Below are 18397 nucleotides of genomic sequence, written 5' to 3' on the forward strand. Positions count from 1 at the left end.
CGGCGGGGCCTTGGTGCTCGGGTTGTCGTCGTGGTGCTCAGCTTGTCGCCGCCTTTGTGATCATTCGGTGGTGACCTCGGTGATGGCGGTGCGGGCGGCGGCGTGGTCGACGATGGTCTTGTTCTGGGCGTAGGTGGCGATGAGGGCTTGGATGGCGAGGTTGTTGACGGCGCGGGGCAGGCCGCGGGCGGTGGTGTGGATGAGGTCGATGGCGTCGTCGGAGAACAGGGTGTCGGAGCGGCCGGCGAAGCGGACGTGGTGGGTGATGTAGGCGCGGGTCTCGTCGGGGTCGAGGCCGGGCATGGTGTAGCGCAGGGTGATGCGCTGGTCGAGGGCGGCCATGTCGCCGAGTTTGAGGCGGCGCCGCAGGGTGGGCTGGCCGATCAGGAGGCAGGTCAGGGGGCTTGCGGAGTCCATGTCGGCGTTGGTGATCATGCGGACGGCCTCGAGTTGGGTGGTGTCGAGGAGGTGGGCCTCGTCGATGATCAGGATGACGTGGCGGCCGCGTTCGGTGGTTTCGGCGGCGAGGGCGTCGGCGGTCTGGGGGACGAGGGTGGCGTGGTGGAAGCGGGGGGTGACGCCGAGGGCGGTGACGATGGCGTTGTGGATGCCGCGGACGCCGACGGCGGGGTTGGGCAGGTAGACGACGGTGTTCCGCGACGGGTCGAGGGTGGCGGTGGCGGCGCGGGTGGCGGCGGTCTTGCCGGCGCCGACCTCGCCGGTGAGTACGCCGAGGCCGTGGGTGTGGATGAGCCAGCCGATACGGGCGACGGCCTCGTTGTGGGCGCGGTGGCGGTGCAGCGCGGAGATGGGTAGGTCGCGGCCGAAGGGCATGCGGGTGAAGCCGTAGTGGGCCTGCATCCGGTCGATGCTCACCGGCTGGGTCCTTCCTGGTCGGGGTTTGGGTCCTCGATGCACTGGTCGATGAGGGTGGTGGCGAGGCGTTCGACGGCGAGGGCGGTGGTCAGGACGGTTTCGGCGATGAGGAGCTGGTCGTCGGTGTGGTAGGGGTCGGCGAGGGTGGCGGCGGCGTGGGCGAGGTCGGCGGCGCGGTGCGCGAGGGCGAGGGCGTCGTCGAGGTGGGCGCCGGTCACGGGGTGTCCTGGCCGGTGGGGGCGGTGGCCGCCGCGTAGCTGATGGTCGCGGCGGCGAGCTCGGTGTCGTGGGCGGCGGTGAGCAGGTCGACGTAGTCGATGCCGGTCGCCGCCGGTGGTGGGGTGGGCGGGGTCTCGGGGCGGGCTTTCGGGTGCGCGTGGCGGCCGATCACGGCGGGGATCGCGACCCCGGCGGGGCGGCCCTGCCAGCGGATCTCGACGTGTGACAGGTCGAACGGGTCGTAGACGGCGGCGACGGTGCGCCCGACGAGGTGCGGTTCGACCTGGTAGGTGTTGCCGTGCAGGGAGATCGTCGCGGTCTTGCGGACCTTGCGGTGTTCCTCCCACTTGAACGCCTCGGCCAGGGCGGCGTCGCTGGGATGGGTGAACGGGCCGCCGGCCTCGAAGCGGGCCAGCGGCGCCATCTGTGTTTCGGAATGCACCCGGCGGTGATAGACCGTCTCCACCCAGGCGGTGAACGCGTTGTTCAACGCCGACAGGTCACCGAACACATGGGTGCCGACCGGGGCGATCTCGACGAGGAACTCGCCCCGAACAGTCTCGAAGAAACGTTCGATTTTCCCCCGGCCCTCGGGCCGGCCCGGGGTGGAATGTATGAGTCTGATCCCGAGGACTGCGCAGGCCCGGCGCAGCGCCGCGTCCACGAACGCCGAGCCGTTATCCACGTAGACAGCGGCGGGAACACCGCGCGAGGCCAGCGCCCACCGCAACGCTACCGCGAGACGGACGGAGTCCTCGGCATAGCCGAACCGGTAGCCCACCAGCGCCCTGGAACGGTCGTCAATGAAAGCGAAAAGGTAGGTCTTGCGGCCGGCGACCGGCGGCCCGTGCAACGCATCCCCGATCCACAGGTCGTTGGGACGATCGGCCTCGAACCGGCCGAACGCCGCCGGCGCCGTCCCGTCGGGCCGGGTATTGAGCTCCAGGGCTTCGAAATGCCGCTGCAGCGTGCGGTCCGACGGCGCCCACCCCGAACTCGCGCGCAGTAGCCGCCCGACCTGCGCCGCGGTGCGCGCCGGGTTCTCCCGCTTGAGCGCGGCGGCCAACGCCAACACCTCGGCCGGGGTGCGCGCCTCCACCCGCCTGGGCGCGGGCACCAGCGCGTCGAACCCCCCGACCCGCCACGCCCGGATCCACCGGTCAAGCGTCTTGCGCGACACCCGCACCGGCGTCCCGTCCGGCCCGGCATGCTCCCCAGCCGCCAACTGGCGCACCAGCCGGCCCCGCGCCCGCGCCGAGAGCCCCGGGTCCGCCGCCTCCCGCACCAGCCCGTAGCGGAACAGGCCCACCGCACGCGCCCGCTCCGCCCGCCGCGCCATCTCGGCGTCCGACACCGACATCCACCACCTCCACAAGACGGTTGACAGCAACATCAACAGCCTTGCGGAACGATCACCAGGTGGGCAGACGCGGACCCGTGTTGATCGACTCGGGGGCGAACGCAGGCAGAAGCAGACCGCCGGCCGTCACGAACGACACCAACTCCCAGGCCGACAACGTGGGCACCGCCCAGCGGCCCGCCGCCGCGTCGCGTACCGCGACGACCAGCGCCACCAGACCCGCGAACAGCCCACCGCCGATCTCCAGGACCCGGGGGTCGACGGCCACCGCCCGCAGCCGCACCGCCAGCGCCGCCCGCAGCCGCGGCGCCCGCCCGGTCAGCCGGCCAAGCCAGCCCCGCACTGTCGAGGGCGCCCGGCCAACCGCCGCCGCGACCCGGCGCACCCCCATCCCCCCGGCCGCGAGCCCGACCGCCTCACCGATCACCGCCACCGCGTCCGCCCGCCGCGCCAGGCACGACACCGGCAGCAGCACATGCGTCACCAGACAGCCCGAACACCGCCCCCGCCGCGGCCGGATCTCCCCGTCGATCCCCCGCACCCGGCGCACCCGCGCCCACCCCCAGCCAGCCAGACCACTCCCGCACCCCGGACAGGTCAAGCCACCCACCGCCAACCGCCGTTCGACCTCGACCAGATCCACGTCTACGGTGAACACCAGCGCCTCCGCGCGCCTCGCACGGCCCTCCCCGAACCGGCCAAGGTGATCAGGGGAGGGCCGTCGCCATTTCCGACGTGCTCACCCTGTCGTCGCGCACCAACAAGAAACCCACCACAAGATCACAGTTGGCACATGCCCACGCACGATGGCGCCGACCCGCCTCGCCGTGCCCACCTAGAACGACGCGTGACACCTGACACCCCGGCGGCCCAGACAGTGACGGTCTACTTCCCGTCCAAAGGCACCGTCGTCGTGCCGTGGACCTACCTGACCCACCAGTTCGACGATGGCCGCGACGGCGGCCTCGCCCACGCCTACGCCCTGACCGCGGCGAAAGCACAGGGCTCGACGATGGACACCGCCCGCGCCCTCGTCACCGACGACACCTCACGCGCCGGCCTCTACGTCATGCTGTCGCGCGCCCGCACCGACCTCGCGGCCTACCTCATCCGCCGCGACGACCTCACCGCCCGCGACGACGACGAAAACTGGCTCCCCGCGACCGCGGGGCCGCTCGACCCGATCAGCCGGCTCGCCGCCCACCTCCAACACTCCGAACCCGAACACACCGCTGCCGCCCACGACCCGATCGCCACCGCCGCCCACCAGCTCCGCGCCACCCACACCCTCGCCCAGCTCACCGCCCTGCGCCTCTCCCAGCGGATCCCGCAGCCGCGCCTCGGCGCGCGCCGGCCGACGGCGATCGCGCCGACGACAACGCGCCCCGCCCGGCCCGGCGCGGCGCGCACCCCTGGCCCGTCGCGCCAGACCGCGCCGAACGCGCCGTTCGAGCCGAGCCGCACCGCGCCGAACGCGCCAGCCGAGCCGAGCCGGGCCACGCCGGTCGAGCCACAGCCGCGAGCCACCCCGAGCCGCCCGGCACACTGCGCGCCGAACAAGCCAGCCGACGCCCAGACCGGCGTGGCCGGGCCAGAGGCGCGATCGGCCGCGACCGCCGACCACGCATACGGCAACGGCCAGGCCCTCAGCCGTCCGCCGTGGCAGGTCGTGCTCCGCCGCGCCGAACTCGCCGCCGAAGCCGCCATCCGCACCGCCGCCCTCGCCGACCCACCGGATGGACTCGTCGACCGGATCGGCCCCCGGCCCACAGCCGGGCCGCAGCGCGCGATCTGGGACGCCGCGGCCGGCGGACTCGCCGTCTACCACGCCCGCCACAAGCCCGCCGCCCCCAGCTGGACAGCCGGCCCACCGCCCGGCGCCACCCCCCACGACCGGGCACACGACCCCTGGCTCCAGCTCCACGACCAAGCCGTCCACCTCGCGGACGCCTGGGCCGCAACCTTTCCCGACCCCGTCCGGGCAGGGTTCACAGGCCCCGGCCAGACCGTGCCCCGCCAGCGGGCCATCGCCGGTCTACACGCCCTCCTCGACGCCGGCCACCCACCGGCCGACCTCGCCGCCACCCTCCGCCAAGGCCCGATCCACGACATCCAGACCGCGGCAGCGATCCTCGACCACCGCGTCACCGACCTCTGCCACCACGCCGGGATCGACCCGACGCTCTACGACCTACCCGCCCCCACCACCGCCCAGCACGAATGGAACACCACCTTCGACCTGCTCACCCGCGCCGAAACCACCCACCTCGCCACCCACCCCACCCACGACCTCGCCACCGAACGCCGCAGCCTCACCACGGCACTCACCCGCACCGCCGACCACGCCGCCCCCGGCTTGGCTATGGCGGCCGATAGCGGCACGGCCCGGCGATTGGCCCAGGGGGAAAGGGCGGAGTTGGAAAACAGACTGCGCCGCGTCGAAGCCGCGCTTGACCGCCAAGTCACGGACGCCCTCCTCCACGCGCAGTCCGAACCCGCCGACTACCTGACGGCGCTACTCGGCCCCCGGCCGCACGATGCCGGCGCCGATGCGATGAGCTGGGAGCAGGCAGCCGGACGCATCGAGCACTACCGCCACCACGCCCTCGGCCTGCCCTACGGCACCCCCGCCCAGCCCGACACGGCCGACCCCACCCGCCACGCACTGGGCAACCGCCCCACCAACCCCGCCGACGCCGCCCACTACGACCAGGCCCAGGACATCGCGGACCTGCACGGCGGGCAACTGGCGATGGAATAGCGCGACGCGCACCCAGACCCCGCTCGGTCTCTAGCAGGCATTCTGGAATGGTGCTGACGCTGCCTTCTACGCCGGGAACCCTCGTCCTGCGTGCCGATTTCACGGACGACGCAGCCTGGGCGACGGTCCAAGCCGTAAGTAGAGAGCCCTCGCCGGATGGCTTTCTTGCGGACCTGTGGTTCGTCAGCGACCGGGCGTTCGCCGACCTGACCGTGACACAGGTGGCGGCGACGCCGTACCCGGCTCAGCACACCTTCCTGTTCCTCGTCGACCACAGTACGGTCCGCGATCCGGAGATGTCTCTGGTCGTCGTGGATCTCTATCGAGAGCCTGGTCGCTGGTTTCGCGTCGTGCCAGCCAAGCTCTGGAGCGTCGAGAACAACCTGTCGCTCGCGAACATGGACTTCCATGACTTCGCCGACAACGTCGCCCCTGACGGCGTCTTCCGCGGCTTCCCGACCTGACAGGCCCGTGCGGACACGCTCACGCTGGAGCAGCGCCACCGACGGGCTTGCCGGGCGGGGTCGCCCGCTCGGCGGGCTGCCTGGTCACCATGTCTGGCAGGCTCATCGGGACCTGCCGTGCCCCGGGCCTTCTCCAGACCCGTCCGGCCCGGACGCAGACGCCGGCGTGTCCGAGTCAACGGGGCGAAGCGCGGCGAGGATGTCGGCGGTGTGCACGCGATAGACCCCGCCCCGGCGGTGAACCGGGACCGGGAACTGCCCGGCGCGGGCGAGGCGGTAAGCGAGCGTCCGGCCGAGGTTGAGCGAGCGGCCGGCAGTGACCAGATCGACCGCGGCCGGCAGCGCCTCAATCTCGGCAAGAGTCAGCGGGTTGCGCACGACCGCTCCTTCCAGCGGGCGTCCAGGCAGTCATCACCGACCACCTCCCGCCCGGCGTCTCCATGACACGTCACGGTCCGCACTGACCACATCCCTACCGACACCGCGAACGGCACCCAAAAGGCCATCGCAGAAAACCCGTCATCCGCGGCAACATCGCGGAGGTCATCGCGACCACCCCCGAACCGCGAGGAGAACAGACCCCGCCACGAGCGTGCACAGGACGCTTCACGCGCGGGTCCTCGCGAATGACATCGCCGCAGGTCAGGGCCAATCCAAAAGTCGAGGCAGCCGAGCCGTCGCCGAGCGATCCGGCCTGGCATACGAGACCGCCCTGCCGTTCCCACTCCCTCGCTCCCACCCAGGCCTCGCGACGCTGTCCTGATCGCGGAAGGCAAGGCTCGGTCGGCATCCTCGGCACCCGCGCTCAGGCGGCGCACTGGGTGGTGGCTTGCCGGCGCCATTCGGCCAGGTAGCGGCGAGCGGTGCCGGCGTGGAGGTCGAGGGCGGGCGCGAGGTCGCGGGCCAGGGCGTAGTCGGTGCGAGGGTCGTCAGGGGCGATGTCGCGCAACAGGACGGCGGCGAGGCGGGCACGTTTGCTGCCACGTCGCGACGTCTGCAAGACCCGGTCGAGCACGGCCCGCGAGATCGGCTCCGGCGCCTCGTCCCACCCGGCAGCGTCGTCTGGCCAAGGGGTGACGCCTTCCGGCAGCCAGTACGCGTCGTTGTCGGCGCGCGGGACAGGCGCCGAGTCAAGCTGGCTCGGGGCGGTCAGGTCTCCGGCGTGTCCGTCCGTTGATGCGGGCTGCGCGTGTCGGCGCCCGAGGAGATCGTTCTGGCCCGCAGCGCTCTGCATCCCGGTGGTCTCCACGCGCCCGTAGGAGCCGGTCCGCGGATCGCGGCCCGATGCAGAGTGTCGGGCGCCCTCCGGGCCGGGGCTGCCTCGACCGGCCGTCGTGTCTGGCCGGGGGCGGGCTTTGCGGATCTGACTCATGAGGAGTTCGTAGGACCCGATCAGCGCGGCCGAGGGCCACGCGGCAATCACGCGGGCGGCGAGGTCGGGTTGGGCGTGCATGACGTTGGCGGCGATGCTCGCGGCGGAAGCGAGGGTGAGTAGGGCGTAGGGCAGTGGGGAGCGGCGGCGGCCGGCGCGGCTGTCGGCGAGCAGGGTGAGGCTGGCGGCGACGATCAGTCCGTCGACGGAGATCGGCATGATGGCAGCGGTGGTGTGGTCTTCGCCGTGTTCACGGGCGACGCCTGCCATGTGTCTGTAGGACACGATGCCAGCGATCAGCGCGACCGTGACGACGGCGGCGACAGTCGCCAGCCGGATCCACAGCTCCCCGCTCCCCCATCGCGACCCGCGCGGCCGACCCGAGGGCGGGACGACGGCGACGTCGTCGCGCGGCCTGGCCGTCGGCGCAGCGCGGACAGCGGTTCTGTCAGCCGATTCTGTTCTGGCCGCCAGATGCGTCGACAGGCCGGCGGCGGTGCGCGCGACGACGGCCGGAGCTTCAGGGTCATCTGCTGGTCGGACAGTGCGGTGCTCGGTGCGGGTGGGAGGGGGCATCTCGGCCTACCAAGCTGGTTGGGTCCTTACTTAGGCAGTGCGAATCTGCGGGCCGATTCCGGAAGCCGGCGCTGGTAACTGGGGTCCAAGGTCCCGACGAGTCACCGCCAGCGTCACCGTCCATGTCACCGTCAACGACACCGCACCGCGCACCAGGTGCGAGCTGTCATTGGCGGCACCATCCGCAGTCACATCGCGCGCCCCGGCGAACTCGTCGGGGTCGTCGACTCAGGCCGGACTGGCACGGCGCAGGAGGCTGCTCGCAGTGAGGGCGCGCTCAGCCGCCTGGGCAGACAGCCAGCCACGCCAAGACCTGTTCGTCCTCCGGGCGAAGCGCCACGCCAGCCAACGCAGCGTGAAGCTCGGCGCCGAGATCTTCCGCCGTGAAGCCGACCAGTTCCCGGCCTAGCGGCCCGGTGACCTCGCTTGGTCGAACCCGTCCCAGCCGGCCGGCAGCTCCGGCCGCGGTGCAAGCACGAAGATCAGCGTCGTGTCGACGTCGCCCCAGGACTCAACGAATCGCGCTTCGGGCGGAAGTTGCCGTAGGACGGCGATCACGCTGGCGGCGTCATCGTCGGGCCGGACCGTCACCTCGAACTGGCCCCGCGCCGTCAGCCGCCCATCCCCGACCTCGACCAGGCGAGCCTCGTCGCCGGACCGTCGGACCGCGGTGACCAGCCGGGAACGCGCATTCTGCGTGGGGATAGCAGCCGTACTGAGGCTGTGGACTTCGGTCACCACGCTGGTGAACCACTCCTCCCACGCCGCCCACCCCTCCCGACTCGTGGGCAGATGCGACAGGTCCGGCACGAGCAGCACCGCGTCCAGATGACGGGCGATCTCCGCGACGGCGAGAGCCAGCCCCGGCCGGGCGATCTCCTCATCGGGCGCCAGCCGGTCGACGAACACCTCGACCAGGTCCAGACCCGCATGCCGAGCCTGGACGTCGAGACAGTGGTGCAGGCCGTTGATCTGGTCCTCATCGCCAGGAAGACAGACGTAGCCGACTGCCGGGCGCGGCCCGGACTGTGGGTCGGCGTCGGGATGAGGCTCGGCCGCATCACGGGGAGACGAGGGCGGGCCGACCGAATTCGGAGTGAGCAGGGAGCGTGGCGCGGGCCGGGCCATCGCGTCCTCCAGACCAAGCGACGAGGCTGACGGGTACGCAAACCGGCCGTCGAGGGTCCCCGGCCGGAGGCGTCGGCCGACACTAACACCATGCCTTAAGGCATGTCCATGCGCCCTAAGGCATGCAATCCTGCTGCAGGACAGCGGATGCGGCTATGGTCTAGGGCATGTCGCCCGACGGACCGCCCTACACGCGGATCGCCACCTCACTCCGCGAAAAGATCGAGTCCGGCGACTATCCACCCGGTTCACGGCTGCCACCCCACCGCGAGCTCGCGCGCACCTACCAAGCCGCACAGGAGACGATCAGACGGGCCATCGCCCAGCTCCAAGCCGAAGGACTCGTCGAGACCCGCGGCCAGCACGGCACCTTCGTCCAGACGCGCCAGCCGGTCCGCCGAATCGCGACCGACTTCTACCAACGCCGACCGGCCAGCTCGGCCGAACCCACCTCACCGTTCGCGCGCACCGTCGAAGCCGCCGGTGGCCACCCCACCTGGGACCACGAGACCACCCGCGAAACCGCCGACGAGCACATCGCCGCCCGGCTCGCGATCCAACCCGGCGAGCCCGTCATCGTCACCCGCTACCTCTACCGCCACGACGGAGCACCCATCCAGACCGCCGTCTCCTGGGAACCCGCAGCCCTCACCTCTGGAACCCCGATCGAACTGCCCGAGGCCGGCGCCGCCGTCGGCGTCGTCGCCCGCTTCGACGCAATCGGCCTGAGGATCGACTCCGTCACCGAAGAGATCGCCGCCCGACCACCCACCCCCGCCGAAGTGCAGACCCTCGCGCTGCCACCAGGCGTCTCAGTCCTGGAAATGAACCGGACCTACTACGCCGGCGATACACCTGTCGAGACAGCCACCATCGTCATGGCCGGCCACCGGAACGTCCTTGCCTACCGCCTCGCCGTCAGCTGAAGGAGAGGAATTCAAGAGGTTGACGTGCCGAGTGCCAGTCCGTTTACTCGCCGCGCGCGAGGTACCAGCATGGGCCTCTGCATGATTGCCAGGTAGCGACTGGACATTCGAGACCGTCCAGATCTAATGGGTGACCATCCGGCCCATCCTGCCAAGGGATTTCTTTCAAAGACTAAAGTCGGACCGCCGCGACCGGCATGACCATCCGACAGTCTTTGCGAGACCTCCGACACCGGCACGCTGCAAATTCGCAGCTTTTAATTCACCGGACAATCCTCGCGGGGATTCCGTGCTCATGGCAGATCGCAAGCAGACCTGTTCCGTCGATGAGCTCCAGGGGCTTCCCACTCGCGAATTCGTAACTGCTAGGGCCATAGCCACTCGTCGTGATCAGAATCCCACTCTTCGCACCCTCGTGCTGCATGGTCCCGTAGAGGTCACGAACAGCCGTTGGCGGGACCGTCTTCCTATACAGCTTGACCTGGATGACGTATTTACCGCCGCGGATTGGCGTGGGGTCATACGCGACACAGTCGACGCCGCCATCACCGTCCGCCTTGAAAACCTGCGTATCAAATTTCATCTTCGTGAACAGGTTTTGGATAAAGTGTTCAAAATCCTTTGGCGTCAGCTCCAGAAGATTCGGCCGCGTGTCGATCCGGCTGATGATGTCGATCGGGTCGATGACTCTGGGGTCAGCCATCTTGAACTCCATGACGGGAGTTACTGGCACCAGTTCGTCGGGGTGAACCGAGACGTCCGCCGCAAAATACTTGCGCACACACTTGACCGGATCAAGACTCTCGATCTTAAGCGGCTCGAACTGCTCGCGAGTCGCACGCAATGTGATGAGACACGGCTCGATGTCCTGGCCGGTCACGGGATCAATGGTTTGTACCATCCCGTTGAACACGACAGCGTCGGCGATACGCAGCGGATCGCTTCGGAAGGCGAGGTGCAGGGCACGCAACGCCACCTGCGCCGTCAACTGCTGGTAGATCTTTCTTATGTCCTCGGCAGGCCGCTTGGACTCAGAGAACTCATCTCTAGATTTGACCCAGTTGAACGATTTCTTTGTCGGCACGATATCCGGTCCCGGGAGGTACCATTCAATCGCCAGGAGCGACGACTCGGGTACGAATCCAGCTCTCCGTCGCACCGGAAATCCGCCGGGGCCCTTGACCCTGTCCACCATCATCTGGAAATAGTCGCTGACCGCGTGGCGATCGCGGTTTCTCACTGCTGCGGCGAACTGGTCGACTCCGGCGTTGTGCCTCTCAATCTCCGCTCTGAGTGCTGAAACCCGCGCGGCGTGGGCGCGTCGAGCGGCCGCGACTCGTACCTGCCGTGCCGCCTCATCCTCGGCGTGCTCGTCCATCGCCTTCGAGAAAGCCAGCTCCGCCTCGGCGTAACGGGCGGCATAGCGAGACTGACCACCGAGGATCTTCCCGATCTGACCCGGCGAACGTGGCTCGAACTGTGCCCAGTTCGGCGATGGCAACGGTCTCGCATCATTTCCTAGATCAAGACCCGGCAAAACAAGGCCACGCTTCAACGCGCCGAAATCTACTGCCGGATTCGGCGCGCTCAGAGCGGCCGTATGAATGCTGTTGAGCTCATGCACCTTCTGTTCGAGGGCAGCGGTCATATCGGCGGCCTCCTGCCGGCGGCCAGCCTCGAACGCCTGCTTGCGGGCCTGCTCCGCCTCCCGCGCGGCCTGTCGATCAGTCGCCGCCTGACGTCGACGCTGCTCCGCCATCTGGCGCTGCCATTCCGAAGACCCGGAACCTGAAGCCACGATCGCCTCCCCACCCTCTCTCAGGGTAGCGAGACGACCATCATCCAGTCAGCGATTTACTCAGCTTAGTGGCCCACTGTGAGGGCTTCGCCGCCCGGCGCGGCCAGCGGATGAAGTCCGTGGCCAGTCGGTAGCTACCCGCGCGGTTGGCAGTGGTGCCGGAGCCATTCCTGCCGCTGATCGGAGCGTCGCCATGTCGTCGCCTGATCACCGTTCGGCCAGTTCTCCTCCGACTCGTCCCCCGGCCGCAGCAACGACTCCGCTGTTGTTGCGGTGCGCCATCGCCGCCGGCGGACAGAACACGTGGTCAGGAGCCTGATGAGTCTCGCGGCTCGCCGATCATCTGCGGATCAGCCTGCAAATTGATCGTGGCGAGCTCGTCGAGTGCGGCGTCCCGCGACTGCTCCGCGGCCTGGCGGGCCGCATCGGCACGAGCGGCACGTTCGACCGCCTCACGGACCTCGGTGCGGGCGGCTTCCAGGTGGGTGACGGCCTGGTCGGCGCGGGCTTGCTGGGCGGCGGCGGTCTCGCGGGCGGCGGTCAGGAGCTGTTCGGTGGTGGCGGCGCGCAGTTGGGCGATTTCGGCGCTCTGGCGGGCGGTGGACTCGTCCGCGCGGGCTGATGCGAGCTGCCGGTCGGCGTCCATGCGTGCGCGGTGGGCCTGGTCGCGGCCGGCTTCGGCGGCGGTGACGCGTTCCATGGCCCGGTCGAGGTCGGTCCTTAGGTGCGCGGCCTCGGTCTCGGCGATCTCTGCACGGTGGATGGCGGCCTCGCCGGCACGCTGCGCCTGGTCGCGGCTGGCCTCGGCAGCCGCACGTGCAGCGTCCGCGACCTGTGCCCGTCGGATGGCGTCGCCGGCGCGGTCGTCGGCTTCCTGCGCCCGTCGCGTCTGCTCCGCCGCCTGCGCGGCTGCCGCGGCGGCTTCCTGGCGGGCCTGGGCGGCGTCGGCGCGGGCACGTTCGAGCTCGGCCTGCATCTCGGCTGCGGCGTCCTCGGCGGTCAGCCGGGCCTGCTGCTCGCCGGCCAGGCCGACCTCGGCGTTCGCGACGGTTTTCAACGCCTCGGCCCGCACGGCGGCGAGTTCGGCGGCGACGGCTTCCGGGTCGGTCGCGGTCCCGAGCAGCTCTCTGGCCGCGCCGGCGGCGGCCTCGAACTCGCCGAGCAGCTCGGCGAGCCGGTCGACCGTGGCCCGCAGGGAAGCGCCCGCGAGGCTCGCCGGCCGATCACCGGCCTCGACCAGCTCAGCCTGCGCGCCGACGGGCGCCTTGCGAGACCGGCGCGCGCGAAACGCTGTCTGCGCTGTGTGGTCTGGCCGTGCGCAGTACCGCGGTGCGGGTCCGCCGGTCGCTGGCGGCGGCGCGGCCGGCTCACCGCAGCCGGGGTAGGCGCAGACCGTCCGTCGCTCCGCGACATCCATTCGTTCGTTCATAGCATGACGATATGGATGGATGCGGACGTCTACGTCCGGTTGTCCACAGGCGGTACAACCGCGAGCGCACGCCTCGAAGGGCGGACTCGTCATTCGTGGATGACGCTGCCCGCAGGGTCGGGCGTCGGCGGATGGGTGCTCGCCGGGCTGGGTCCGAGGATCGCCTGGCGGGCGGCGTGGGCGAGAAGGGCCTGTTGGCGGCCGGGCAGGCCGAGCCGGTTCCAGTGGAAGAGCACGTGATAGCTCAAGACTTCGCGTAGGCCTCGGTGGAGTTGGCCCGTCCGGTTCGCGTCCGCGAGCCGCCGGCCGGCCTCGGTGAAGGCACTGACCCAGGCGGCTTGGGCCGCAGCCCGACCACCGTGGCCGAAGATCGGTCCGTCGGGTGCGGTGTCGGCCCGGAGGAAGGCTGTGAGGGTCTTGCTTAGTGCCGCGACCTGGTCGCCGGAGACGTCGGTGGGGCGGTGGCGGTCCGCGCAGACGCGGGCCCACAGATCGCCGCGTTCGTACCATTCGAGCCCGGCGCCGCGCAGGAACGCTCCGCAGAGCAGGATCGACAGTTCCCGCCGCCTGGGCTCGCCGTCGGTGGGGGTCGTGGCGAGTTGGAGGATGGCGCGGCTGTCAGCGGTGAACAGGTCGTGGGCGATATCCATCGCCAGGCCGCCGCCGAAGGCTGCGGTCTCGGCTTCGTAGATCCCGGGCCACCAGGCCTGGAGACGCCTGCAGGCGACGAGCCGGTCAAGTGCGGCGACGATCCCGTCAAGGCGGCCCGTTTCCGAGGCCCTGGGCCGTAGGCGCAGGCGCCAGCAGGGGTGCTTCCGGATGAACCACCAGCCGTCGAGCGTGCCCTGGTGCTCGGCGTCGAACAGGACGGGCAGGAGGTGGGCGGCCGCGATCTCGTCGGCACGGACTCCGGCAGGAAAGCGAAGGTAGACCTGCTGCCAGCCGGCGGTTCGATGGGAGGCGAGCGCGGCGCGCCCGGCGGTGCAGTAGATCTCGGCTGCGGCGCGGAGATCCGCGGGTCCGAGGCCTGCGGCGGCGGCGGTCTCGTCGTGGGGCTGGCCGGACAGCAGATCCATGACGGCCGCCTCGGTCGGGTCGGCGGATATGGGTCTCGCTAGCTGATCAGCAGACATGCGTCCCATCCCGAAGCTGGCGGGGTCTGTGCGGCGGCGGTGTGGAGGGCCAGCGCTGTGCCGGCGCTGCCGGTCAGGAAGCCGCGCTCGGTCGGCCCCATGGCGGGCGCTGCTCGGGCTGTGCGCAGCAGGTCACCGGCGAGTTTCGGAAGGCGGGTGGCGAGATGGCCGGTCGGGTCGTCGGCGGCGGCGCGGAGGACGGTCTGATAGAGCCCGGCGTGGCCGTGGCAGAGGCTCGCGTCGGTGAGAAGGACCTGCTGGGCGGGATCGTCGAGGCAGGCGAGCAGCGCCTGTTCGTAGGTGCGGCGGCGGTCCGGGTCGTCGAGGGCGAGGGCCGCGAGTTGGCCGGCACGGGCGATGCCGGGGGTGCCGTAGCACCAGCTGGGCCGGCCCGGCTGGCTTCGCTCGCATCGGCCGGAACGCAGCTCGGTGAGGGTGAGGTGCTGCGGCCAGAACGGTCCAGTGGGGCCGTCCCGTCGCCAGGTGTCGAGCCAGGCGCAGATCGTCGCGATCGCTTCGAGCTGGCCGTCGACGGTGAGGCCGCGGCGGGCGGCGAGGCTGAGCAGCGCGAGCGGGCCGGCGACGCCGTGCGCGAGGCCGACGTTCGCATGACCGCCGCGAAAGGAGCCGGCCCGGCCGCGGTGCGGGTCGTGGTCTACCCACCAGCCGGGAAGCGCCTCGCCGTCGACTGTCAGCGGTCGGGTCAGCGCCACCAGGTAGGTCAGAACCTGTTCGGTCGCACCGCTGGCGGGGGCGCGGCGGAGCAGCAGGGAACCGAGCCCGGTTAGCCCGAGGAACAGGTCGTACTCGTCGAAATTTGGGGGCCTGGCTGCCTTGATCCGATCCAGGGCCTGACGGGCCCGACGATGGGCCAGCCGCGTCACCACGTCGTCGAGGGCGGCGAGGCCTTCCCGGTAGCGAGCGGACTGGCCGGCTGCGATGTCGAGGACGAACGCGACGGCAGGAGCGCCGAAGTAGAGGCCGGCCGTGTCGTGGTCGGCGACGGGCCGTGCGGACGCGTCGAGCAGGTGGCGGTGCGCGGGCTGCCAACTGTCGAGTCCTGCGCGGGCGCGTTCGATGAACAGCAGCGCGATGCCAGCGCTGCCGCTGGACAGTGCCTGTCCGGGTGGGCCTGCCTCGGCGGCCGACCCGGGCTGCGCGAGCCCGCGTGCCCGCCGTTCGGCCTCCCGCGACAGGTCGTCGCCAATGCTCATCGTGGGCTTCCGCGATCCGCAGGTTCTGGGGTCCGCAGCTGCGAGGTCAGCACGATGGCGCGGGCGAGCCGTAGGCAGAACCGTTCGGACTCGACGTCGAGACCGATCATCCGGCCGTGGTGCAGTTGCAGAAGCGACGCGAGCACCTCGTCCAGGTCGGGCGCCACGTCGTCCGCGGCAGTCTCGTCAAGACGGCGCCGGTAGCTGTGGACGATGTGGCGACGCTGCGCCCACGATCGGTTGAGCGGTCCGTGGCTGGTCGTGAGTTCGGCGCGGGCTGTGGTGAGCAGCCGGAGGCCTTGCTCGCGAAGGTCCCGGGGGAGGCGCGGGCTGCCTCCGTGGGGGACATGGTCGGTCAACCATCGCGCCGCAGCGTCCCAGTCCCCCAGGAACCCTTCCGCAAGGTCGACCATGCTGACCGCGGCGACCGCCCGCACGTCCAGGTCCGAGGACGCCGCGATCAGGGTGAGCTGCGCGAGTGCGGCGCCGGAGTCCGCGGCGAACGTGCCCTCGGCGGCGGCCAGGAGCCGCCCGGTGCCGTATCTGCCGATCTCGGGTCGGTAGGTGCCGAGTTCCAGCGTGTGCAGCAGGCCGGCTCGACGGAGGGATTCCGCCCAGGTGCCGAGGTGGCGGGCCGCGTCACCGTAGGCGTCCGGTGTAGTCAGGCCGATCCAGAGGCCCAGGTGGGCCGGATCAGAGTCGTGTCGCAGGTGCCAAAGGGCGGGACGCGCTTCCGGACGCGTGTGTGGCCAGGCGTCGAGAAGTTCGGGCAGATGCGCGGTCAGTATCTCGGCCTGTCGGCGGGGATTCCCGTACAGCCGGGCATAGAGCACCGGCGACGTGCCGGGGAGATGGCCGCCAAGCCGTGCGATCGGCACCGGCCGGTGGCGACGCACGGACGTGGGAGCGGGCGGCGGGTCGGCGCGGATGAGCGGGAGGGCGATCTCGTGCGGGCGGCCGTCGATCCAGCCGAAGGCGGTGCTGTCGGGCGCTTCGGTGAGAGTGGTCGCGCCGTCCCGGTTGAGCCGGGAGCGCAGCAGCGCACGGTGCGCGGGTTCGGACACGTCGAGCCGCACGACGATGTCGCGTTCGCCGACGTAGACAACGGCCGGAATCCGGTAGGCCTCGCGTAGCCGCTCCCATGCCCGTTCCCACGCGATCTGCGGGGCCTGCCGCCCTGGCAGGTCGGTGGAGGTCAGGGTCCAGGAGGCGGGACGCAGGATGCTGCGTCCGAACCGGACCCGAGGTAAGACGGGCAGGGCGCGGGCCGCGCCCCAGGAGAACGGGACGCACGGCGCGACGAGGGCCGTGGTGATCTCGGACAGGAACCGGGCCAATGGCTGCGTCGCGTGCTGGAAGTCCAGCGCATGCAGCGATATCGGTTCCACGACCTGGCCGGTCGACAGCGACACCAGCTGGAGGCGGTTCGCGTCGCCCGTCACCGCGAGATCCCCGACGTCGATCTGCTTCGCGCCGGTGGGTGGCTGGTGCTCGCCGAGGCGAAGCATCGGGAGCAGGGCCGGCGTCCGGACGAGATGCTGCGACCGAGCCATCAGCGCCGGGCAAGACACCTGAACAGCCCTCGCGCCGGGGTTCAGCGTCGGCACGGAGGCGAACGCGCTGCCAATATGGTCGCGGTCGGCGCGGTCGAACAGGTACAGGAATCGGCCGATGGACGTGCCGGCGCTCCTGGCCGCGCTCGCAACGACCAGCGTGAAATCGCCGCGGTCAAGCGCCCGAGGTGTGACCGCCTGCAGGACGAAACGTAGTTCCGTCTGCGCGACCGCGGCTAGCTCGCCGGCGGTCTCGCTGGTGACGGCGAGGTCGGCAATCGTGTGGTTGTCGAGGACGAGTTCCTCACCGTTCAGCACGGCGCGCTGGGCGAGACGCAGAAGAACGCGGTCTCGCGCCGGCGCCGCCTCAGCCGACGGGCCGCCCGCCGTACGCCGGTAGCCGTCCGGAAAGCCCAGTCCACGATCGGCGTCGACGACCTCGCCGAGCGGGACGACGGCACCCGGCCCAGAGCGTTCGAGGAACCGCCCGTGCCACCTCCGCCATCCAGGTCCGCCGAAGGGAGCGGGCGCAAGCCGGACCAGCGCTGCCACCGCGGTCGCTGCCTCCCGCACCACCACGGGCGGCAGGACGACACCCGCATCGAGGGCCAGATCGGCGGCGAGCAGGGGCGCGGGCCGCTCGTGGAGCGCCATCATTCCGGCGGTCGCCGCCGCACGCAGGTTGGTGCGTTCGCGTGCCGTGCGAGCAGAGCTGTAGCTGCGGAGAAGCTGACTGATCTCCTCCAACGGGCGCAGGCTGGTTCGTCCGGCCTCCGGAATCGAGCGAAGCCGCTCGGTCAGGTGGCACACCGGGTCAGTCACGTCTGCCGGCGGGCGCAGGCCGCTGATCAGGACCCCGGTCGCGACCAGCTGTGTGAGCATCCGATCGACGACCTGCCGCGGCGTCTCGGGGAAGTCGACCGCAAGGACCGCCACGAGATCGGCGACTGATCGAGGGTCCTGGGCCGCCCGCAGGACCGCTCGCACCGGGCCGCTATGACGCACCTCGATGTCCACCAGGGTGACGGCGCCGGATTCATCAGTCCGCGGCTGGCAGGGAACAACGAGCCGCTCCCCGCGTACGAAGGCCAGAGTGTTCGCCACGACCGTCAGGCCGCCGAGCACCGCAGGGTCAGCCTCCAGGACGGAGACCAGCTCGGACAGCCAGCGGGCGTCGGGCCGGGCGACCGGCCGGGAAGCATCGCCCCAGCGGACCTGCGCTCGATCGCCGAACGTCACCGGTGCTACGCCTGCGAACAGGCCAAACGGTGTCGGCCGTGTCGTCATGCGCAGGAGATAGGACATGACCGACTCGACCGCCCGGCGCACCCGCGCCGGTGTGATCGCGTCGTTCTTGTCGATCTCCCGGACCGCCGTGGCGAGAGCGGGGCTGGCGACCTCGATCGCCTCGGCCAGCTCCTCGTCGCCCCACGCCCGGCGAAGCCAGGCCCGCCATTCGCGGACGTGCTCAGGAGTCTCGCCGGTCAGATCTGGCCAGTCCTGTCGTCTGGGTGGGCCACCGCGCGCGCTCGCCCGAAGGACCGCGACGTCCATGCCCCGGTAGCGGACCATTCCCGCCTTCCCTCGA

General features: G+C 70.8%; 15 protein-coding genes. 3 read left to right on the top strand and 12 right to left on the bottom strand.

What is annotated here, in order from left to right; genetic code table 11:
- Window positions 1–60: 60 nt before the first annotated feature.
- Genes FRADC12_RS11930 through FRADC12_RS11945 form a run of 4 tightly spaced genes read right to left on the bottom strand, consistent with a single transcriptional unit; the run spans window position 61 to window position 2939 of the window.
- Window positions 61–876, bottom strand: coding sequence for an ExeA family protein (locus FRADC12_RS11930; RefSeq protein WP_045875784.1), 816 nt, complete (start codon window positions 874–876; stop codon window positions 61–63).
- Complete coding sequence (locus FRADC12_RS11935) at window positions 873–1094, bottom strand: hypothetical protein (protein ID WP_045875783.1); 222 nt, start codon at window positions 1092–1094, stop codon at window positions 873–875. The genes FRADC12_RS11930 and FRADC12_RS11935 overlap by 4 nt, the downstream gene beginning before the upstream one ends.
- The gene (locus FRADC12_RS11940) at window positions 1091–2455 is read right to left on the bottom strand and encodes a DDE-type integrase/transposase/recombinase (protein WP_045875782.1); all 1365 of its coding nucleotides are present in this window, start codon (window positions 2453–2455) and stop codon (window positions 1091–1093) included. Before FRADC12_RS11940 ends, FRADC12_RS11935 begins: the two co-directional genes overlap by 4 nt.
- Before the next feature lie 52 nt (window positions 2456–2507).
- Window positions 2508–2939: a hypothetical protein gene (locus tag FRADC12_RS11945; protein WP_198152776.1), complete on the bottom strand. Its 432-nt coding sequence runs from the start codon at window positions 2937–2939 to the stop codon at window positions 2508–2510.
- Between the two features lie 363 nt (window positions 2940–3302).
- On the opposite strand from FRADC12_RS11945, the gene FRADC12_RS11950 reads away from it, so the two are divergent.
- Together FRADC12_RS11950 and FRADC12_RS11955 are read left to right on the top strand one after the other, a co-directional pair.
- Complete coding sequence (locus FRADC12_RS11950; RefSeq protein ID WP_232303745.1) at window positions 3303–5216, top strand: helicase C-terminal domain-containing protein; 1914 nt, start codon at window positions 3303–3305, stop codon at window positions 5214–5216.
- 47 nt (window positions 5217–5263) lie between these two features.
- The gene (locus FRADC12_RS11955) at window positions 5264–5680 is read left to right on the top strand and encodes a DUF6924 domain-containing protein (RefSeq protein WP_045876698.1); all 417 of its coding nucleotides are present in this window, start codon (window positions 5264–5266) and stop codon (window positions 5678–5680) included.
- A 102-nt stretch (window positions 5681–5782) separates the two neighbouring features.
- Here the strand turns inward: FRADC12_RS11955 and FRADC12_RS11960 are convergent, their stop codons facing one another.
- From FRADC12_RS11960 to FRADC12_RS11970, 3 genes are all read right to left on the bottom strand, one after another.
- Window positions 5783–6058: a MerR family transcriptional regulator gene (locus tag FRADC12_RS11960; protein WP_045876699.1), complete on the bottom strand. Its 276-nt coding sequence runs from the start codon at window positions 6056–6058 to the stop codon at window positions 5783–5785.
- 427 nt (window positions 6059–6485) lie between these two features.
- Window positions 6486–7526: a DUF2637 domain-containing protein gene (locus tag FRADC12_RS11965; RefSeq protein ID WP_045879470.1), complete on the bottom strand. Its 1041-nt coding sequence runs from the start codon at window positions 7524–7526 to the stop codon at window positions 6486–6488.
- Between the two features lie 507 nt (window positions 7527–8033).
- On the bottom strand, window positions 8034–8756 hold the full coding sequence (locus FRADC12_RS11970; protein WP_045876700.1) for a hypothetical protein: 723 nt from the start codon (window positions 8754–8756) through the stop codon (window positions 8034–8036).
- 167 nt (window positions 8757–8923) lie between these two features.
- Here FRADC12_RS11970 and FRADC12_RS11975 point away from each other — a divergent pair, with 167 nt between their 5' ends.
- Entirely contained in the window at window positions 8924–9682 is a 759-nt protein-coding gene (locus FRADC12_RS11975; protein WP_045876701.1) for a GntR family transcriptional regulator, read from the top strand.
- A gap of 262 nt (window positions 9683–9944) precedes the next feature.
- Here FRADC12_RS11975 and FRADC12_RS11980 read toward each other — a convergent pair whose 3' ends face one another.
- The 5 genes from FRADC12_RS11980 to FRADC12_RS12000 form a co-directional block, all read right to left on the bottom strand.
- Window positions 9945–11480 carry a restriction endonuclease gene (locus FRADC12_RS11980; protein ID WP_198152872.1) on the bottom strand — a complete coding sequence of 512 codons (1536 nt, stop codon included), beginning with the start codon at window positions 11478–11480 and terminating at the stop codon, window positions 9945–9947.
- Window positions 11481–11787: 307 nt separating this feature from the next.
- Window positions 11788–12897 carry a coiled-coil domain-containing protein gene (locus tag FRADC12_RS11985; RefSeq protein ID WP_045876702.1) on the bottom strand — a complete coding sequence of 370 codons (1110 nt, stop codon included), beginning with the start codon at window positions 12895–12897 and terminating at the stop codon, window positions 11788–11790.
- Between the two features lie 101 nt (window positions 12898–12998).
- Window positions 12999–13985, bottom strand: coding sequence for a thiopeptide-type bacteriocin biosynthesis protein (locus FRADC12_RS11990; RefSeq protein WP_232303746.1), 987 nt, complete (start codon window positions 13983–13985; stop codon window positions 12999–13001).
- A 38-nt stretch (window positions 13986–14023) separates the two neighbouring features.
- On the bottom strand, window positions 14024–15256 hold the full coding sequence (locus FRADC12_RS11995; RefSeq protein ID WP_045876704.1) for a lanthionine synthetase C family protein: 1233 nt from the start codon (window positions 15254–15256) through the stop codon (window positions 14024–14026).
- A complete protein-coding gene (locus FRADC12_RS12000) occupies window positions 15253–18381 on the bottom strand; it encodes a lantibiotic dehydratase (protein WP_045876705.1) in 3129 nt (1042 codons plus the stop codon). Before FRADC12_RS12000 ends, FRADC12_RS11995 begins: the two co-directional genes overlap by 4 nt.
- Between the last annotated feature and the right edge of the window lie 16 nt (window positions 18382–18397).

Source organism: Pseudofrankia sp. DC12, assembly GCF_000966285.1.
In the GTDB taxonomy this organism is placed as follows: Bacteria; Actinomycetota; Actinomycetes; order Frankiales; family Frankiaceae; genus Pseudofrankia.

Excerpts from the sequence above, each read along its gene's own strand:
- FRADC12_RS11940 (WP_045875782.1), bottom strand. The coding sequence starts at position 2,455 with ATGTCGGTGTCGGACGCCGAGATGGCGCGGCGGGCGGAGCGGGCGCGT.
- FRADC12_RS11955 (WP_045876698.1), top strand. The coding sequence starts at position 5,264 with ATGGTGCTGACGCTGCCTTCTACGCCGGGAACCCTCGTCCTGCGTGCC.
- FRADC12_RS11970 (WP_045876700.1), bottom strand. The coding sequence starts at position 8,756 with ATGGCCCGGCCCGCGCCACGCTCCCTGCTCACTCCGAATTCGGTCGGC.
- FRADC12_RS11975 (WP_045876701.1), top strand. The coding sequence starts at position 8,924 with ATGTCGCCCGACGGACCGCCCTACACGCGGATCGCCACCTCACTCCGC.
- FRADC12_RS11985 (WP_045876702.1), bottom strand. The coding sequence starts at position 12,897 with ATGGATGTCGCGGAGCGACGGACGGTCTGCGCCTACCCCGGCTGCGGT.
- FRADC12_RS11990 (WP_232303746.1), bottom strand. The coding sequence starts at position 13,985 with ATGGATCTGCTGTCCGGCCAGCCCCACGACGAGACCGCCGCCGCCGCA.
- FRADC12_RS11995 (WP_045876704.1), bottom strand. The coding sequence starts at position 15,256 with ATGAGCATTGGCGACGACCTGTCGCGGGAGGCCGAACGGCGGGCACGC.
- FRADC12_RS12000 (WP_045876705.1), bottom strand. The coding sequence starts at position 18,381 with ATGGTCCGCTACCGGGGCATGGACGTCGCGGTCCTTCGGGCGAGCGCG.